Genomic DNA, 16,347 nt, shown 5'->3' with positions numbered 1-16,347 from the left:
GAGGACGGTTCCCATGAGCACGTCGAGGACGTTCGTGGTCGTCGGTGCGGGGCTCGCCGGCGCCACGGCAGCCGGGACCCTGCGGGAGGAGGGCTTCGACGGCCGGCTGGTGCTGGTCGGTGCCGACCCCGAACCCCCCTACGAGCGGCCGCCGCTGTCCAAGCAGTACCTCCTCGGGGCGGCCGAGCGCGACAGCGCGTTCGTGCACCCCGCCGAGTGGTACGCCGGGCACGGCATCGAGCTGCGCGCCGGCGTCCGGGCCGTCCGGCTGGACCCGGGCGACCACCGGGTCGCCCTCGACTCCGGCGAGACCCTGCACTACGCGGCCCTGCTGCTGGCCACCGGGTCCTCGGCCCGCCGGCTGCCGGTGCCCGGGGCGGACCTCGACGGGGTCCGGTACCTGCGGACGCTGGCCGACGCCGACCGGCTGCGGGCGGACCTGTCCGGTGGCGGCCGCCGGGTCGTGGTCGTCGGCGGGGGCTGGATCGGCCTGGAGGTGGCGGCGGCCGCGCGCCACCACGGCAACGACGTCACGGTGGTGGAGCCCCAGCGGACGCCGCTGCATGGCGTCCTGGGGCCGCAGATGGGCGAGGTCTTCGCGCGATTGCACCGGGACCACGGTGTCGACCTGCGGACCGGCACGACCGTCCGGGCGTTCGAGGGCAGGGCCGGCCGGGTCGGGTCGGTGGTCCTGGCGGGCGGGCGGGACGGCGTGCTGCCGGCCGACGTCGTCGTCGTCGGGGTGGGCGCGGTGCCGAACACGGAGCTCGCCGAGGCCGCCGGGCTGCCGGTGGACGACGGCGTCCTCGTGGACGCGGCACTGCGCAGCCCCGTCCCCGACGTGTACGCCGCCGGTGACGTCGCCGCCGCGTCCTCCCCCCGCTACGGCCGGCACCTGCGCGTCGAGCACTGGGCGAACGCACTCAACGGGGGGCCGGCCGCCGCCCGCTCGATGCTCGGGCAGGAGGTGACCCACGACCGGGTGCCCTACTTCTTCACCGACCAGTACGAGCTGGGCATGGAGTACTCCGGGCTCGGCGGACCCGGCGACACGGTCGTGTGCCGCGGCAACCCGGAGGACGGCGGCTTCATCGCCTTCTGGATCTCGCCCGACGGACGGGTGGCGGCCGGCATGAACGTCGGCGTCTGGGACGTGACCGGACCGATCCAGGCGCTCATCCGGTCCGACCGGCCGGTGCCGCTCGAACGGCTCACCGACCCGGACGTTCCGTTGGACGAGCTGGTCGCCGGCAGTCCTGCCTAGGGGCCGGCCGGACCCGGTCGGACGGCGTCTCGGCAGCTCAGTGGGCCGGGACGCCGTTCGTCGCAGCCACCGGTGCCGGCGCCTCGGGGGCGCCCGCGGGCACCAGCGCGGAGCCGGGCTCCGCCGGGTCGGTGGCCGGCCGTGCCGCCGGGTCGGTGGCCGACCGCGCCGCCGGGGTCGAGCGCTCGAGGAAGCGGAGCAGCTCGACCGGGAACGGCAGCACCAGCGTCGAGTTCTTCTCCGCGGCGACCTCGACCACGGTCTGCAGCAGGCGCAGCTGCAGGGCGGCGGGCTGCCCGGTCATCACCTCGGCCGCCTGGGCCAGCTTCTCCGAGGCCTGCAGCTCGCCCTCCGCGGTGATCACCCGCGACCGCCGCTCCCGCTCCGCCTCGGCCTGCCGGGACATCGACCGCTTCATCGACTCCGGCAGCGCGACGTCCTTGATGTCCACCCGGTCGATGTGCACGCCCCAGTCGACCGCCGGGCTGTCGATCATCAGCTCGAGCCCCTGGTTGAGCCGCTCCCGGTTCGAGAGCAGGTCGTCCAGGTCGCTCTTGCCGATGATCGAGCGCAGCGAGGCCTGGGCCACCTGCGCGATGGCCGACTCGTAGTTCTGCACGTCGACGACCACCCGCAGCGGGTCGTAGACCCGGAAGTAGACGACGGCGTCGACCTTGACGGTGACGTTGTCCCGGGTGATGCCCTCCTGGGCCGGGACCGGCATGGTGACGATCTGCATGCTCACCTTGTGCAGCCGGTCGGCGACCGGGGCGATGAACGTCAGCCCGGGCTCCCGCGGCTCGCCGAGCACGCGGCCGAACCTCAGCACGATGCCCCGCTCGAACTGGCTGATCACCCGGACACTGGCGCCCAGCAGGGCCAGTGTCCCCAGGACCACGACGGCGAGCACGGCCAGCACGACGTCCATCTCGTCCTCCGCCATCGGCGCCGACGGCCGGACACGGCAGGTCGCGGCAGTGCGCGGCGCCCTCCGGATGGCCCGTCCAGCGTAGTGCCGCCGGGGGCGCCCCGGGGGTCGCTGCGCTCCGCCTCCGACCACCCGCCTCCGACCACCCACCTCCGACACACCCGCCCCCGGTTCACCTGCCGGTCACCTGGACGAGGCAGGGTGGGTCCCGTAACACCGATGACACGCCAGGAGGCGAACATGGCCAGCATGGACCGCCAGCAGGAGTTCGTCCTGCGCACCCTGGAGGAGCGCGACATCCGCTTCGTGCGGCTGTGGTTCACCGACGTGTCCGGCTACCTCAAGGCCGTCGCCGTCGCCCCGGCCGAGATCGAGGCCGCCTTCGCGGAGGGCATCGGCTTCGACGGCTCCGCGATCGAGGGGTTCGCCCGGGTCTACGAGTCCGACATGCTCGCCAAGCCCGACCCGGGCACCTTCCAGGTGCTGCCGGCCACCCGCGGGCAGGTCAGCGAGACGGCGCGGATGTTCTGCGACATCACGCTGCCCGACGGGTCGCCGTCCTGGGCCGACCCGCGGCACGTGCTGCGGCGCGCGCTGGCCAAGGCCGCCGACATGGGCTTCACCTTCTACACCCACCCCGAGGTCGAGTTCTTCCTGCTCAAGGACCTGCCGACCGACGGCAGCCCGCCCGAGCCGGCCGACACCGGCGGCTACTTCGACCTGTCCACGCACGACGTGGCGCACGACTTCCGCCGCGAGGCGGTCGCCGCCCTCGAGGCGATGGGCATCTCGGTGGAGTTCAGCCACCACGAGGTGGCCCCGGGGCAGCAGGAGATCGACCTGCGCTACGCCGACGCGCTGTCGATGGCGGACAACATCATGACGCTGCGGCACGTGGTCCGGGAGGTCGCGCTGGCCCAGGGCGTGCACGCCACGTTCATGCCCAAACCGTTCACCGAGCTGGCCGGCTCGGCGATGCACACGCACCTGTCGCTGTTCGAGGGCGACCGCAACGCCTTCCACGACGCCGGCGACCCGATGCGGCTGTCCACCACCGGCAAGCAGTTCATCGCCGGCCTGCTCGTGCACGCCAGGGAGGTCACCGCGGTCACCAACCAGACGGTGAACTCCTACCGCCGGCTGCTGGCCGGCACGGAGGCGCCCACCGCGGCGACCTGGGGCCGGGCCAACCGCTCGGCGCTGGTCCGGCTGCCCTCCTACAAGCCCAACAAGGGCAACTCCGCGCGCGTGGAGGTCCGGTCGCCGGACTCGGCGTGCAACCCCTACCTCACCTTCGCGGTGCTGCTGGCCGCGGGGCTGCGCGGGATCGAGAAGGGGTACGAGCTGCCGCCTGAGGCCGAGGACGACGTGTGGTCGCTGACCGACACCGAGCGCCGCGCCGCCGGCTACGAGGACCTCCCGGTCTCCCTGGGCGAGGCGCTGACCGCGATGCAGGGCAGCGAGCTGGTCGCCGAGACCCTCGGCGAGCACGTCTTCGACTTCTTCCTGCGCAACAAGTGGGAGGAGTTCAACTCCTACCGGCAGAACGTCACCCCCTTCGAGCTGAAGCGCTACCTCCCCGGTCTCTAGGAGGACCGCGTCGCCCCCCGCACCTCGCAGGCTCGGCGCGGGTCCCTGCGACGAGGCCGTTCCAGCTGGTCAGCGCAGCAGGGCGGCGACGACCTCACCGGGGACGGCGGCCGGTGAGCCGAACGGGCGGCCGGCGAGCAGCTCGGCCGCCTCGTCCGCGGACAGACCGGCGTCCGCGGTGAGCACCGCCCGGGCGTGCTGGGCGGGGAGCCGGTCCAGCCACCGGACCACGGCCCCGGCCAGCGCCTCCGGCGTCAGCTCGCCCTCCACCCGCAGCCGGGCCAGGCCGCCGTCGGGGTACACGTCGAGCCGGACGTGGGTCACCGGGGAGTCCTCGGCGATCCGGAAGACGTGCCGGGTGTCCGGCTGCAGCCGGGTCCGCGGGACCAGCGGCACCCAGCTGCCGGGGTCCTGCACGTCGGAGGCGGTGTCGTCGGCGCCCCGCAGGGACGCCCAGCCCGGCGCGTTGCCCACGAAGTACGACGTGTCGACCTCCACCCGGCGCACCCGGCCGCGGGCACCGAGACGCACGGTGACGTGGTCGTTCCCGCCGTCCCGGCGGCGGGCGTTCTCCCAGCCCTCACCCATGCTGCGGGCCCGTCCGGGCTGCAGCAGCTGCAGCGGCGAGCTGTAGAACATGTCCGAGCAGTCCACGACGTCGCCGCCGCGTTCCAGCGCGGCCAGGTCGACCGTGCCGGTCATCAGCCGGGGGTCGGGCATCGGCTCGCCGTGCACCCGGAACCGGGCGACGCCGCCGTCGGGGTGGATGGACAGCCGCAGGTGGGTCCAGCGGTGCCGGTCCTCGACCGCGAAGGCGTTGTCGCAGTCGCCGGCGATCTCCGAGCGCGGCACCAGGGTCGCCCACTCGGCCTGCTCGAGCTCGGCGGGGGAGGGGTGCCCCTCGACGCTGGTCGCCTCGACCGAGGCGTGCGGCGGGTAGTTCCCGCGGAACCACGAGGTGTCGACGACGACCCCGTGGACCACGCCGGGCACGCCGAGCCGCACGATCGCGTGGTCGTGCCCGGGCTCGCGGCGCCGGCGGGTCTCCCAGCCGTCGTAGACCTTGCCCTTGTGCCCGAACTCGCCGGTGTCGAAGACCGCCCGGCCCGGGTTGATCAGGTTCTCCCGCTGGGCGAACAGCTCGTCGTTGGCCGAGACGACGCTGCCGGCCAGGGCGCGTGAGGCGAGGTCGGGCAGCCGGGTGAAGGCGGGCGCCTGCGGGTCGGTGTCGGGGGTCATGCCGCTCCTCGGGTCAGGGACCGTCCACGCGGTCCCGCGTCGACGTCGATGGGGGCACCGCGCAGCCAGCTGCCGCGGACGACGCCGGTGAGCCGGCGACCGGCGTACGGGGTGACGGGGTGGCGGTGGTGCAGCCGCGCGGCGTCGACGGTGCTGGTCTCCTCGGGGGCGAAGACGCAGAAGTCGGCGTCGGCGCCCACGGCGATCCGGCCCTTGCGGCGCAGCCCGGCCAGCCGGGCCGGCCGCTCGGCCGTCCACCGGACCACGTCGGACAGGGCGTGACCGCGGGCCCGGGCCTCCGTCCAGACGGCCGGCAGACCCAGCTGCAGGGAGCTGATGCCACCCCAGGCCAGACCGAAGTCGCCGACGTCGGGGCGCTTCAGCTCCGGTGTGCAGGGTGAGTGGTCGGAGACCACGCAGTCGATGACGCCCTCGGCGAGCGCCGACCAGAGCCGGTCCCGGTTCCCGGCCTCGCGGATGGGCGGGCAGCACTTGAACGCGGTCGCTCCGTCGCCGATCTCCTCGGCGTCGAAGGACAGGTAGTGCGGGCAGGTCTCCGCGGTGACCGGCAGCCCCTCGGCGCGGGCGGCGCGGAGCAGCGGGACGGCGTCGGCGCTGGACAGGTGCAGGACGTGCGTCCGGGCGCCGGTCCGCCGGGTCGCCGCGACCACCGTCGCGATGGCGGTGTCCTCCGCGCTGCGCGGGCGGGAGGCGAGGAAGTCGGCGTACCGCCCGCCGGACGGCCGCGGTGCGCCGGCGATCTCGGCCGGGTCCTCCGCGTGCACGATGGTCAGCCCGCCGAAGGTCGCGACCTCGCGCAGGTGCTCCTCCAGCCCGGCCGCGGTCAGCGGCGGGAACTCCGGCACGCCCGAGTCGAGCAGGAAGCACTTGAACCCGAACACGCCGGCGTCGTGCAGCGGCCGCAGCTCCGCTCGGTTGCCCGGGACGGCGCCGCCCCAGAAGCCGACGTCGACGGCGCACTGCCCGTCGGCCGCCTTCCGCTTCACCTCCAGCGCGGCCACGTCGACCGTCGGCGGGACGCTGTTCAGCGGCATGTCCAGGATCGTGGTGACCCCGCCCGCGGCGGCGGCCCGGGTGGCGGACCGGAACCCCTCCCACTCCGTGCGGCCGGGCTCGTTGACGTGCACGTGGGTGTCGACGAGCCCGGGGAGCAGCACCTCGTCGTCGGCGAGCTCGACCACCCGGACGCCGTCCAGCGCGGCCGACAGCGGGGCGACCGCGGCGATCCGGCCGTCGACGACGCCCACGCACGCGCCGGCCTCGCCGGCCGGCGTCACCGCCCGGGCGGCGCGGACGACGACGTCGAACGTGCTCACCTCCCGGCCCGGTACGCGCGCCAGCCGCCGGCCGCGGAGATGTCCACCAGCTCCGGGGAGCCCAGCACGTCGGCCCGCAGCACCACCGCCAGCGCGGCGGACCCGTCGGCCAGCTCGATGACGCTGAGCTCGAGTTCCGGCGGCTCCGCGGGGATGAAGGCGTCCCGGATCACGGTGAGCGGCACGTCGTAGAGCTCGCCCGGCACCGCGACGCCGCCCGCGTCGACGGGCTGCAGCGCCGGGAACCGGTCACCGACGGACCAGAAGCGGTAGCGGGGCGCGGTGGCGGCCTCGCCGAGGAAGGGGTGGCCGGCGATGTTGGGGTGCACGGATCCCCCGCGCATGCCCTCGCCGTTGACGAACAGGGGGACGGAGGTGGTCATGGTCGGGCCTCTTCCAGGATCAGGAGGGAGTCGTGGGCGATCCGGGCGGCCAGCCGCCGGAGGAGGGGGCCGGCCTCGCGCATGCACCGATCGGGGTCGGCCAGGTCGGTGAGCGCGTGGGCGGCGCGGAACCCGGCCCGGCGCAGGTCGTCGTCGTCCAGCAGGCAGCGCCCGGCCACCGCCACCACCGGCACGCCGGCCGCCCGGGCCCGGCGGGCGACCCCGGCCGGGGCCTTGCCGTGCAGGGTCGAGGCGTCCAGCGAGCCCTCGCCGGTGACCACCAGGTCGGCGCCGGCCAGGTGCCCGGCGAAGCCGACGAGGTCCAGGACGACGTCGATGCCCGGCCGCCGGTGGGCGTCCAGGGCGGCGAGGCAGGCGAACCCCACACCACCGGCGGAGCCGGCTCCCGGCCGGCCGGCGGCGTCCGCTGCCCGCGGCCCGAGGACGTCGCCGAGGGCAGCCGCCCAGCGGGCCAGGCCGGCCTCGAGCACGGGGACGTCGTGGGGGGAGGCGCCCTTCTGCGGGCCGTAGACGGCGGCAGCGCCGGTCGGGCCGAGCAGCGGGTTGTCCACGTCGGTGGCCAGCACCACCCGGACCGACCGCAGCCGCGGGTCCAGCCCGGTGAGGTCGACCCGGTCCAGGTCCCGCAGCGCCGCCCCGCCGGGCGGCAGGGCCCGGCCGGTGGCGTCGGTCAGCCGCGCGCCGAGGCCGGCGAGCAGGCCGGCCCCGCCGTCGGTGCAGGCGCTGCCGCCGACGCCCAGCACGAGCTCGGTGCAGCCGAGGTCCAGGGCGGCCCGGACCAGCTGTCCGGTGCCCAGGCTGGTCGCCGTCAGCGGTGCCGGTTCTCCGTCGGGGAGCACGGCGAGCCCGGACGCGGTGGCCAGCTCCACCACCGCCGTCCGGCCGCGAACCGCCAGCGCGCTCTCCAGCGGTGCCCCGGTCGGTCCGGCCACCCGTACCGGCACCCGCCGGAACCCGGCGGTCAGCGCGGCGGCCAGGGTGCCCTCCCCGCCGTCGGCCACCGGGACCTGCGCCACGGTGGCCGACGGCGCCGCCTCGGCGAGGCCGGCCGCCACCGCGGCGGCCACCTCGGCGGCGGACAGGCTGCCCTTGAACTTGTCCGGGGCGATGATCACCCGCATGCGGCTCTCCTGGATGGGGTCGTGGAACGGTGGCCCCGCTGCGGGGTCCCGCCGCGAGCCTGGACGGCCCCGTCAAGGGCCCCGCCCTGAGCTCGCGAAGGGTGGGGAGGACGGGGTCCTTTCTCAGTCGAGCAGCTGCAGCTCGGCGGCGTCGAGGGGCAGGACCGCTGTGGGTGCGTGCTCGCCCCGGGAGGCCAGTTCCTCGAACTCGACGACGGCGTCGATCTCGGTGCCCATGGAGACGTTGGTGACCCGCTCCAGGATGACCTCGACGACCACCGGCACGCGGTGCTCGACCACCATCTTCTTGGCCTGTTCCAGCGCGGGCAGGATGTCCTCCGGGTCGAAGACGCGCAGCGCCTTGCACCCGAGGCCCTCGACCACCTTGACGTGGTCGACCCCGTAGCCGCCGATCTCCGGTGAGTTGATGTTGTCGAAGGACAGCTGCACGCAGTAGTCCATGTCGAAGCCGCGCTGGCTCTGCCGGATCAGCCCCAGGTAGGCGTTGTTGACCAGCACGTGGACGTAGGGGATCTGGAACTGCGCCCCGACCGCGAGCTCCTCGATCATGAACTGGAAGTCGTAGTCGCCGGACAGCGCCACGACGGTGTCCTCCGGCCGCGCGGTGGCCACCCCGAGGGTGGCGGGCACCGTCCAGCCCAGCGGCCCGGCCTGGCCGGCGTTGATCCAGCGCCGCGGCCCGTAGACGTGCAGCAGCTGGGCGGCCTGGATCTGGGACAGCCCGATGGTGCTGACGTAGGTGGTGTCCGGGCCGAACGCCTTGTTCATCTCCTGGTAGACCCGCTGCGGCTTGACCGGCACCGCGTCGAAGTCGGTGCGCCGCTGCAGGGTGCGGCGGCGGTGCCGGCAGGACTCCGCCCACGCCGTCCGGTCCGGCAGCCGCCCCTCGGCGGCCAGCTCGCGGGCCACCTCGACGAACGTGCGCAGGGCCGCCCCGGCGTCGGAGACGATGCCGTAGTCGGGGGCGAAGACCCGGCCGATCTGGGTGGGCTCCACGTCGACGTGCACGAACGTGCGACCGCGGGTGTAGGTGTCCAGCCCGCCGGTGTGCCGGTTCGCCCACCGGTTGCCGATGCCGAGGACGAAGTCCGACTCCAGCATCGTGGCGTTGCCGTACCGGTGGGAGGTCTGCAGCCCGACCATGCCGGCCATCAGCGGGTGGTCGTCGGGGATGGTGCCCCAGCCCATCAGGGTCGGCACGACCGGGACGCCGGTCAGCTCGGCGAACTCGACCAGCAGGCCGGCGGCGTCGGCGTTGACGACGCCGCCGCCGGCCACCAGCAGCGGGCGCTCGGCGGCGCAGAGCATGGCCAGCGCCTTCTCCGCCTGGGCCCGGGTGGCGGCCGGGTTGAGCACCGGCAGCGGCTCGTAGGTGTCCGGGTCGAACTCGATCTCGGCCAGCTGGACGTCGATCGGCAGGTCGATGAGCACCGGGCCGGGGCGGCCCGAGCGCATCAGCTGGAACGCCTTCGCGAAGGCGCCGGGCACCTGCGCCGGCTCCAGCACGGTGGTCGCCCACTTGGTGACCGGCCCGACGATCGAGGTGATGTCGACGGCCTGGAAGTCCTCCTTGTGCAGCCGGGCCCGCGGCGCCTGGCCGGTGATGCACAGGATCGGGATCGAGTCCGCGGAGGCGGAGTAGAGCCCGGTGACCATGTCGGTGCCGGCCGGGCCGGAGGTGCCCACGCAGACGCCGATGTTGCCGGCGGCGGCGCGGGTGTACCCCTCGGCCATGTGCGAGGCGCCCTCGACGTGCCGGGCCAGGACGTGGGTGAGCCGGCCGTCGGCGCGCATCGCCGCGTAGAACGGGTTGATCGCGGCGCCGGGCAGGCCGAACAGGTGGCTGGTGCCCTCGCGGCGCAGGATCTCCACGGCGGCGCGGGCGGCTGTCATCTTGGGCATGGCGTGCTCCAGTCGGGGGGATGGGTCATCGGGGGGTCTGGCCGGAGAGGCGCTCGACGCCGCGGAGCAGCGCGGAGTGGTCCAGGGCGCCGTCCCCGTTGGCCCGGGCGGAGGCCGTCAGCTGGGCGACCACGGCGCCCAGCGGCACGACGACCCCGGCCTCGCGCGCGGCGGCGGTGACGATCCCGAGGTCCTTGTGGTGCAGGTCGATCCGGAAGCCGGGCGCGAAGGCCCGCTCCAGCATGTTGGCCTTCTTCTGCTCGAGGACCTTCGAGCCGGCCAGCCCGCCGCCGAGCACCTGCAGCGCCGCCGGCATGTCGACGCCGTGGGCCTCCAGGAACACCACGGCCTCGGCCAGCACCTGGATGTTCGCGGCCACGATGAGCTGGTTGGCGGCCTTGACCGTCTGCCCGGCTCCGGCCGGGCCGACGTGCACGACGGTCCTCCCGACGACGTCCAGGAACGGCTTGGCGGCCGCGAAGTCCTCCGGCGTCCCGCCGACCATGATCGACAGCGCCGCGTCGACGGCGCCGGCCTCGCCGCCGGACACCGGGGCGTCGACCAGCCGCAGGCCGCGCTCGGTGGCCTGCCGGTTGAGCTCGGCGGTCACGTCGGGCCGGATGCTGGAGAAGTCGATCACCAGGGTCCCGGGCTTCGCCGTGTCGAAGACGCCGCCGTCGCCGGTGAGCACGGCCTGGACGTCCGGGGAGTCCGGGACCATGACCGCGACGACGTCGGCCTCGGCCACCGCCTCGGCCGCGGATCCGGCGGACCGTCCCCCGGCCTCCTCGAGCGGCCCGTACCGGTGGGGGGTGATGTTGTAGCCGACGACGTCGTGGCCGGCCTTCGCCAGGTGCACCGACATCGGGCTGCCCATGATGCCGAGCCCGATGAACGCGATGGTGGTCATGTCAGGACCTCTTCCGGGGTGGGGGTGGGGGTCAGGCGGGTGCGCCGCGGCGGGACCGGGGGAGCCAGCCGAGGCCGTCGGAGGTGGAGGTGGCGGGCTTGTACTCCAGGGACACCCAGCCGTCGTAGCCGGCGGCCGCCAGGTCGCCGAGCTGGCGCTCCAGCGGGAGGGTGCCGGTGCCCGGCTCGTGCCGGCCGGGGGAGTCGGCGATCTGCACGTGCGCGATCCGGTCGGCCGAGGAGGCGATCACCGCGTCGACGTCGTCGCCGTTGACCGCCAGGTGGTAGAGGTCGGCGAGCAGCCCGGCATTGGTGACGCCGTGCTCCTCGCGCAACCGGTCCAGCACGGTGAGGACGTCGGCCGCCGTCAGCAGCGGGTACCGGGGCGCGCCGCTGACCGGTTCCAGCAGCACGGTGCCGCCGATCCGGGCGGCGGCCGCCGCGGCGTGGGCGAGCTGCCCGGCGGCGAGGTCGTCCTGGGCCGCGGGGTCCTCGCCGTCCACGCGGTTGCCGTACAGGGCGTTGAAGGCCCGGCAGCCCAGCCGCTCGCCGATGCCGATGGTGACGTCGACGTTGTCGCGGAACTCGGCGGCGCGGTCGGGCCAGGACACCAGCCCGCGGTCGCCGCCCGGCATGTCCCCGGCGGCGAAGTTCAGCCCGACCAGCTGCACGCCGGCGTCGGAGACGGCGGACACGAAGGCGTCGACGTCCCGGTCGCCGGGGACCGACCGGTCGAAGGGCCACCAGAACTCGACGGCGGCGAAGCCGGCGTCCGCGGCGGCGGCGGGCCGCTCGAGCAGCGGCAGCTCGGTGAAGAGCAGGGAGCAGTTGACGGCGTACCGGAGGGGGCGGGTCATGGCTGCCTTCCTGGGGTCGGAGGTGGCTGCGGGCGCGCGGGCCCGCGGGTCGCCCGGGGAGGGGCGACCCGGAGGAGGGGGTCGGGAGGTGGCCGGCCGGTCAGCAGAAGCCCGGCACGCCGTGCCAGGCCGAACCGGCGTCGGACGCGTCGTCGCGCACCACGCTGGCCTCGATCAGCCCGTAGGGCCGGTCGGCGGCGTGGAACACCTCGCCCGGGTTCTCGGTTCCGAAGGGCGAGAGGTCGACGAGGAAGTGGTGCTTGTTGGGCGCGGAGAACTTGATCTCGGCGACCTCGGGGTGCTGCTCGAGGACGGCGGTGCCCATGCCGTACAGCGTCTGCTGCAGGGCGAGGCTGTGGATCTCGGCGAAGCGCTGCAGCAGCAGTGCGGTGATCGCGGAGTGGGACTTGTCCCAGTCCACGTCGGTGGAGTCGTAGCGCCAGCGCGCGACCAGCGACGTGGCCAGGATCCGGTCGGTGGTCTCGGGGAGCGTGGTGTAGCGGTCGGTGAGGAAGCCGGCGAACTCCGAGCCGGTGGACTTGAGCAGGGTGAGGTCCTCGATCCCGGAGACGACGTGCGCGCGCCGCTGGTCGCCGGCGCCGTCGACGTTGACCACCGTCGTCCGCACCCCACCGCCGGTCCGCACGAAGGAGTGGTCGTGGCCCGCGCCGTCGACCGGGATCCGGTCCCAGGCGTACTCGTGGACCTCGATCCGGGCGCCGTCCGCGGCCGGGGTCGCGGCGATGAAGTGGTCGGCGAGGGTGAGGGCGAACTCCTCGACCGACGTCACGCCCTTCTCCTTGGCGAAGGCGAAGACGGTGTTCTTCTGGGTGTCGGTGGGCAGCACGTCGCGCTGGTCGCCGGTGACGTGCGCGTCGGTGAAGCGGCCGCGCAGCGCCGAGGAGACGTTGAGGTCGCGGATCTGGTGCCGGGCGGTGTCCCGGACGATCCGGACCAGCCGGTTCTCGGCCTTGCCGTACTGGTTGGGGCCCAGGGTGATGGCCATGATCAGCTCCCTCGGTAGGTGGAGTAGGCGAACGGGCTCAGCAGCAGCGGGACGTGGTGGTGCTGCTCGGGGTCGGCCACCACGAAGGAGAGGCTGACCTCGGGGAAGAAGCACGGCTGGCCGGTGCGGCTGAAGTAGCCGGCGGTGTCGAAGACCAGCCGGTACGTGCCGGCACAGATGCGGTCGGGCCCCAGCGAGCGGACCCGCCCGTCGCTGTCGGTGGTGCCGGCGGCGACGAGGGCGCCCGCGGGACCGACGGCGTGCTCGAGCCGGACCAGCACGCCGGCCGCCGGGCGTCCCTGCGCGGTGTCCAGCACGTGGGTGGTGACCGCGCTCATGCCGGGACCACCTGCTGCAGCCGCAGCAGCGCGATCCGGCGCAGTTCCTCGGCGACCACGCCGGCCTCGGTCCGGTCGTCGTGGGTCAGCCGGCGGCGCAGCGCACCCAGGACGTCGGCGGCCGACAGCCCGGTGGCGCAGATCAGGAAGACCCGGCCGAAGCGCTCCTCGTAGGCCCGGTTCGCCTCGGCCAGGGCGCGGCGGGTGCCGGCGTCGGTGTCGACCCCGGCCTGCTCCCGCGCTGACCAGCCGGCCTCGGGGCCCTCGCGGTGCGACCGCTCGCCGATCCGGGGGTGCGCGTCCAGCGCGCGGTCGACATCGGCTGGGGTGAACCGCCGGGCGGCCGCGTCGGCGGCGGCCAGCAGTGCGTCGCGGTCGGCGTGCGGCCGGCCGTCCCGTACGGCGGCGGCCCAGGCCGGGACGTCGCAGCAGGCCAGCAGGGTGGTGGTGAGCTCCGCGGGAGGTGCGGAGTTGAAGGCGGGCAGGTCCACGCGGACCTCCTCTCGGTGTGACGGGTGCAACACCCGTCGTGCCGAGAGGTTGGCAGGCCCTCGCCCGCTACGTCAACAGTTTGTTGAAGAAGGACCCCGTGCCCCCCACCACTCGCACGCTCGCGGCGGGACCCTGCACGGGGCCTGAGGGGGCAGGAGGGTCCTTCACCGGTCGCGGTTCAGGTAGTTGTAGACGGTGAACCGGCTGACGTTCAGGGCCTCGGCGACGGTCTCGGCCGACTTGCGGTAGGTGAACGCCCCGCGCTCCTCGAGCAGTCGCACGGCCCGCTGCTTCTGCGGGCGCGGCAGGTCGCGCAGCGGTGCCCCGAGCTCGGCGGCCAGGTCGGCCAGCAGTCGGCCCAGGTCACCCACCGCCTCCACGGGGGCGGCCGCGGGCGGCCCGGGGAAGCGGACGCCGGCGACGGTCTCCCCGTCCCAGACCAGCGGGACGTCGTCGGCGGTGACCTCGCCGGGCGGCACCAGGACGGCGTCGACCCGGCTCAGCACCGGCGCGAGCGCCAGCAGCAGCGGATGGTCCCCGTCGACCCGCCCGGACCCGGTCACCGGCTCAGCCGTCAACGCGCTCGACCTGCAGCGAGACCCGGGTCGCGCCGTTGGCCAGGGCCGTGGACAGCACCCGGCCGAGCACCGGGAGCAGGGCGTCGTCCTCGCCGGTCATCGACGTGCCGAGCGGGCCGAACTCGCAGCTCAGGCCGGACTCCTCGATGACGTGCAGGGTCTCCGTCGCGTGGGCCGGTGCCGCTCCCTCGCCGACGAAGGGCTCCGTGGTGAACTCCGCTACCAGCCGCATGGCGGCAGGTTAAGCCCTGCGCCGCCGGTCGTGGGCCGTGCCGGGACCCCTGGTCACGCGCCCCGGCGAGGTGCACACTCGGACATCAACAAACTGTTGACGTGTGGTCCGGCTCACATTACTTTGGCGGCTGCGGGAAACCTCTTTCCGCATGGCGGAAGCCGTCCCCCTCTGGCTCACCGAGGAATGCCATGTCCCAGCCAGCTCGTCAGCCGGCGCCCCGTGCGCTCCGCAAGCACCCCGTCGACGAGGTCCCGCCGGTCGGCAAGCTCGCCGTGTACGGCATGCAGCACGTGCTCGCCTTCTACGCCGGTGCCGTCGTGGTGCCGATCCTGCTGGCCGGGGCGATCGGGCTGTCCGACCGCGAGCTGATCCACCTGATCAACGCCGACCTGTTCACCTGCGGCATCGCCTCGATCATCCAGTCCGTGGGGTTCTGGAAGGTCGGCGTCCGGCTGCCGCTGCTGCAGGGCGTCACCTTCACCGCCGTGTCACCGATGATCGCCATCGGGCTCGCCGCCGGCGGCGGCACCGACGGGCTGCTGGTCATCTACGGCGCCGTGCTGGTCGCCGGGCTGTTCACCTTCCTCATCGCGCCGTACTTCAGCCGGCTGATCCGCTTCTTCCCACCGGTGGTCACCGGCTCGGTGATCACCATCATCGGCATCGCGCTGCTGCCCGTGGCCGCCGCCGACGCCGTCGGTGGCGCGGCCCACCCGGAGCCGGGCAACGCCCGCAACCTGGCCTACGCGATCGGGACGCTGGCGCTGATCGTGGCGATACAGCGCTTCTTCCGGGGCTTCCTGGCCACCGTCGCCGTTCTGGTCGGGCTGGTCGCCGGCACGCTCGTCGCCTGGGCCCTGGGCGACGCCACCTTCAGCGCCGTGGCGGACTCCTCCTGGGTCGGCGTCACGACCCCCTTCTACTTCGGCTGGCCGAAGTTCAGCCTGGCCGCCATCGTGTCGATGATCGTGGTCATGCTGATCACCGCGGTCGAGACGACGGGGGACGTCTTCGCCACCGGTGAGATCGTCGACAAGCGGATCGGCCGCAAGGACATCGCGGCGGCGCTGCGCGCCGACGGGCTGGCGACCACGATCGGCGGGGTCTTCAACTCCTTCCCCTACACCTGCTTCGCCGAGAACGTCGGGCTGGTCCGGCTCACCCAGGTGCGCAGCCGCTGGGTGGTCGCGGCGGCGGGCGGTCTGATGATCCTGATCGGCCTGGTGCCCAAGGCCGGCGCCGTGGTCGCCGGCATCCCGCACCCGGTGCTGGGCGGGGCGGCCCTGGCGATGTTCGCCACCGTCGCCGTGGTCGGCATCCAGACGCTGTCCCGGGTCGACTTCAACGACCACCGCAACGTCGTCATCGTCGCCACCAGCCTCGGGCTGGCGCTGCTGGTCACCGTCCAGCCCGGCGTCGTGGACGCGGTGCCCTCGTGGGCGCAGATCGTCTTCGGCAGCGGGATCACGCTGGGCAGCATCGCGGCCATCGGGCTCAACGCCGTGTTCCACCACGTGGGCGGTGGACGCGGGGCGGCGCTGAGCGGGACCCCGGGTCGCGGCCAGGTCCGGCTGGAGGACGTGAACGCGATGAGCCGCGAGCAGTTCGTCGCCACCTTCGGCTCGCTGTTCCAGGGGCCGACGTGCGTGGTGGAGAACGCCTGGGCCCAGCGGCCCTTCTCCGACACCACCGCCCTGCGCACGGCGCTGCAGGAGGCGCTGTTCGCCGCCACGCCGGAGCAGCAGTGCGAGCTGATGAACGCCTACCCGTCGCTGGGCGGCGACGCGGTCGCCGAGGGCACGGCGGGGGAGCAGTCCGCCCAGGACCAGGGCTCCGCGGGGCTGACCCAGCTGACCGAGGAGGACCACGAGGCGCTGCGCGAGGTCACCTCCGCCTACCGGGCGAAGTTCGGCTTCCCGCTCATCGTCTGCGTCCGGGACGAGCCCAGCCGGGCGCGGATACTGGCGCAGGGCTGGGCGCGGCTGCAGAACTCCCGCACCCAGGAGCACGCCGCAGCACTCATCGAGATCGCCAAGATCGCCGGGCACCGCTTCGACGACCTGGTCGCCGGGGCCAACCCCATCCACAGCGCCCGCACCCAGCGGTACGGGTCGGCCGCGTTCTGA

General features: G+C 74.2%; 15 protein-coding genes and 1 pseudogene. 3 read left to right on the top strand and 13 right to left on the bottom strand.

All coding sequences use genetic code 11. From position 1 onward, the window contains the following. Positions 1-13 precede the first annotated feature (13 nt). Positions 14-1,264, top strand: coding sequence for an NAD(P)/FAD-dependent oxidoreductase (locus tag ACWIX6_RS15260; RefSeq protein ID WP_448613285.1), 1,251 nt, complete (start codon positions 14-16; stop codon positions 1,262-1,264). A 37-nt stretch (positions 1,265-1,301) separates the two neighbouring features. Here the strand turns inward: ACWIX6_RS15260 and ACWIX6_RS15255 are convergent, their stop codons facing one another. Continuing rightward, positions 1,302-2,192, bottom strand: a complete 891-nt coding sequence (locus ACWIX6_RS15255) for a slipin family protein (RefSeq protein WP_448613284.1) — start codon at positions 2,190-2,192, stop codon at positions 1,302-1,304. Positions 2,193-2,432: 240 nt separating this feature from the next. Here ACWIX6_RS15255 and glnA point away from each other — a divergent pair, with 240 nt between their 5' ends. Then, positions 2,433-3,782 carry a type I glutamate--ammonia ligase gene (gene glnA, locus ACWIX6_RS15250; protein WP_448613283.1) on the top strand — a complete coding sequence of 450 codons (1,350 nt, stop codon included), beginning with the start codon at positions 2,433-2,435 and terminating at the stop codon, positions 3,780-3,782. A gap of 69 nt (positions 3,783-3,851) precedes the next feature. Here glnA and alc read toward each other — a convergent pair whose 3' ends face one another. The 12 genes and pseudogenes from alc to ACWIX6_RS15190 all read right to left on the bottom strand — a co-directional run bounded on the left by alc (position 3,852) and on the right by ACWIX6_RS15190 (position 14,218). Then, on the bottom strand, positions 3,852-5,021 hold the full coding sequence (gene alc, locus ACWIX6_RS15245) for an allantoicase (RefSeq protein WP_448613282.1): 1,170 nt from the start codon (positions 5,019-5,021) through the stop codon (positions 3,852-3,854). Beyond that, positions 5,018-6,358 carry an allantoinase AllB gene (gene allB / locus ACWIX6_RS15240; RefSeq protein WP_448613281.1) on the bottom strand — a complete coding sequence of 447 codons (1,341 nt, stop codon included), beginning with the start codon at positions 6,356-6,358 and terminating at the stop codon, positions 5,018-5,020. The genes alc and allB overlap by 4 nt, the downstream gene beginning before the upstream one ends. Continuing rightward, the gene (locus tag ACWIX6_RS15235) at positions 6,355-6,741 is read right to left on the bottom strand and encodes an allophanate hydrolase-related protein (RefSeq protein WP_448613280.1); all 387 of its coding nucleotides are present in this window, start codon (positions 6,739-6,741) and stop codon (positions 6,355-6,357) included. Before ACWIX6_RS15235 ends, allB begins: the two co-directional genes overlap by 4 nt. Further along, positions 6,738-7,883 carry a glycerate kinase gene (locus ACWIX6_RS15230; protein ID WP_448613279.1) on the bottom strand — a complete coding sequence of 382 codons (1,146 nt, stop codon included), beginning with the start codon at positions 7,881-7,883 and terminating at the stop codon, positions 6,738-6,740. The genes ACWIX6_RS15235 and ACWIX6_RS15230 overlap by 4 nt, the downstream gene beginning before the upstream one ends. A gap of 123 nt (positions 7,884-8,006) precedes the next feature. Beyond that, complete coding sequence (gene gcl, locus ACWIX6_RS15225) at positions 8,007-9,806, bottom strand: glyoxylate carboligase (protein WP_448613278.1); 1,800 nt, start codon at positions 9,804-9,806, stop codon at positions 8,007-8,009. Between the two features lie 25 nt (positions 9,807-9,831). Further along, positions 9,832-10,722, bottom strand: a pseudogene (locus ACWIX6_RS15220) (2-hydroxy-3-oxopropionate reductase); the annotation flags it as partial. Positions 10,723-10,747: 25 nt separating this feature from the next. After that, positions 10,748-11,572 carry a hydroxypyruvate isomerase family protein gene (locus ACWIX6_RS15215; protein WP_448613277.1) on the bottom strand — a complete coding sequence of 275 codons (825 nt, stop codon included), beginning with the start codon at positions 11,570-11,572 and terminating at the stop codon, positions 10,748-10,750. 100 nt (positions 11,573-11,672) lie between these two features. Further along, positions 11,673-12,578 carry a factor-independent urate hydroxylase gene (gene pucL / locus ACWIX6_RS15210; protein ID WP_448613276.1) on the bottom strand — a complete coding sequence of 302 codons (906 nt, stop codon included), beginning with the start codon at positions 12,576-12,578 and terminating at the stop codon, positions 11,673-11,675. A 2-nt stretch (positions 12,579-12,580) separates the two neighbouring features. Beyond that, positions 12,581-12,916 carry a hydroxyisourate hydrolase gene (gene uraH / locus ACWIX6_RS15205; protein ID WP_448613275.1) on the bottom strand — a complete coding sequence of 112 codons (336 nt, stop codon included), beginning with the start codon at positions 12,914-12,916 and terminating at the stop codon, positions 12,581-12,583. After that, positions 12,913-13,407, bottom strand: a complete 495-nt coding sequence (gene uraD / locus ACWIX6_RS15200) for a 2-oxo-4-hydroxy-4-carboxy-5-ureidoimidazoline decarboxylase (protein ID WP_448613274.1) — start codon at positions 13,405-13,407, stop codon at positions 12,913-12,915. Before uraD (ACWIX6_RS15200) ends, uraH begins: the two co-directional genes overlap by 4 nt. A gap of 165 nt (positions 13,408-13,572) precedes the next feature. After that, on the bottom strand, positions 13,573-13,986 hold the full coding sequence (locus tag ACWIX6_RS15195) for a helix-turn-helix domain-containing protein (RefSeq protein ID WP_448613273.1): 414 nt from the start codon (positions 13,984-13,986) through the stop codon (positions 13,573-13,575). Then, entirely contained in the window at positions 13,976-14,218 is a 243-nt protein-coding gene (locus tag ACWIX6_RS15190) for a thiamine-binding protein (protein WP_448613272.1), read from the bottom strand. Before ACWIX6_RS15190 ends, ACWIX6_RS15195 begins: the two co-directional genes overlap by 11 nt. Before the next feature lie 191 nt (positions 14,219-14,409). On the opposite strand from ACWIX6_RS15190, the gene uraD (ACWIX6_RS15185) reads away from it, so the two are divergent. Then, on the top strand, positions 14,410-16,347 hold the full coding sequence (gene uraD / locus ACWIX6_RS15185) for a 2-oxo-4-hydroxy-4-carboxy-5-ureidoimidazoline decarboxylase (protein WP_448613271.1): 1,938 nt from the start codon (positions 14,410-14,412) through the stop codon (positions 16,345-16,347).

The sequence above is a fragment of the Modestobacter sp. URMC 112 genome, assembly GCF_053502575.1.
The sequence above is the reverse complement of the archived record's forward strand: the minus strand, read 5'-3'. Positions and strand labels throughout refer to the sequence as shown.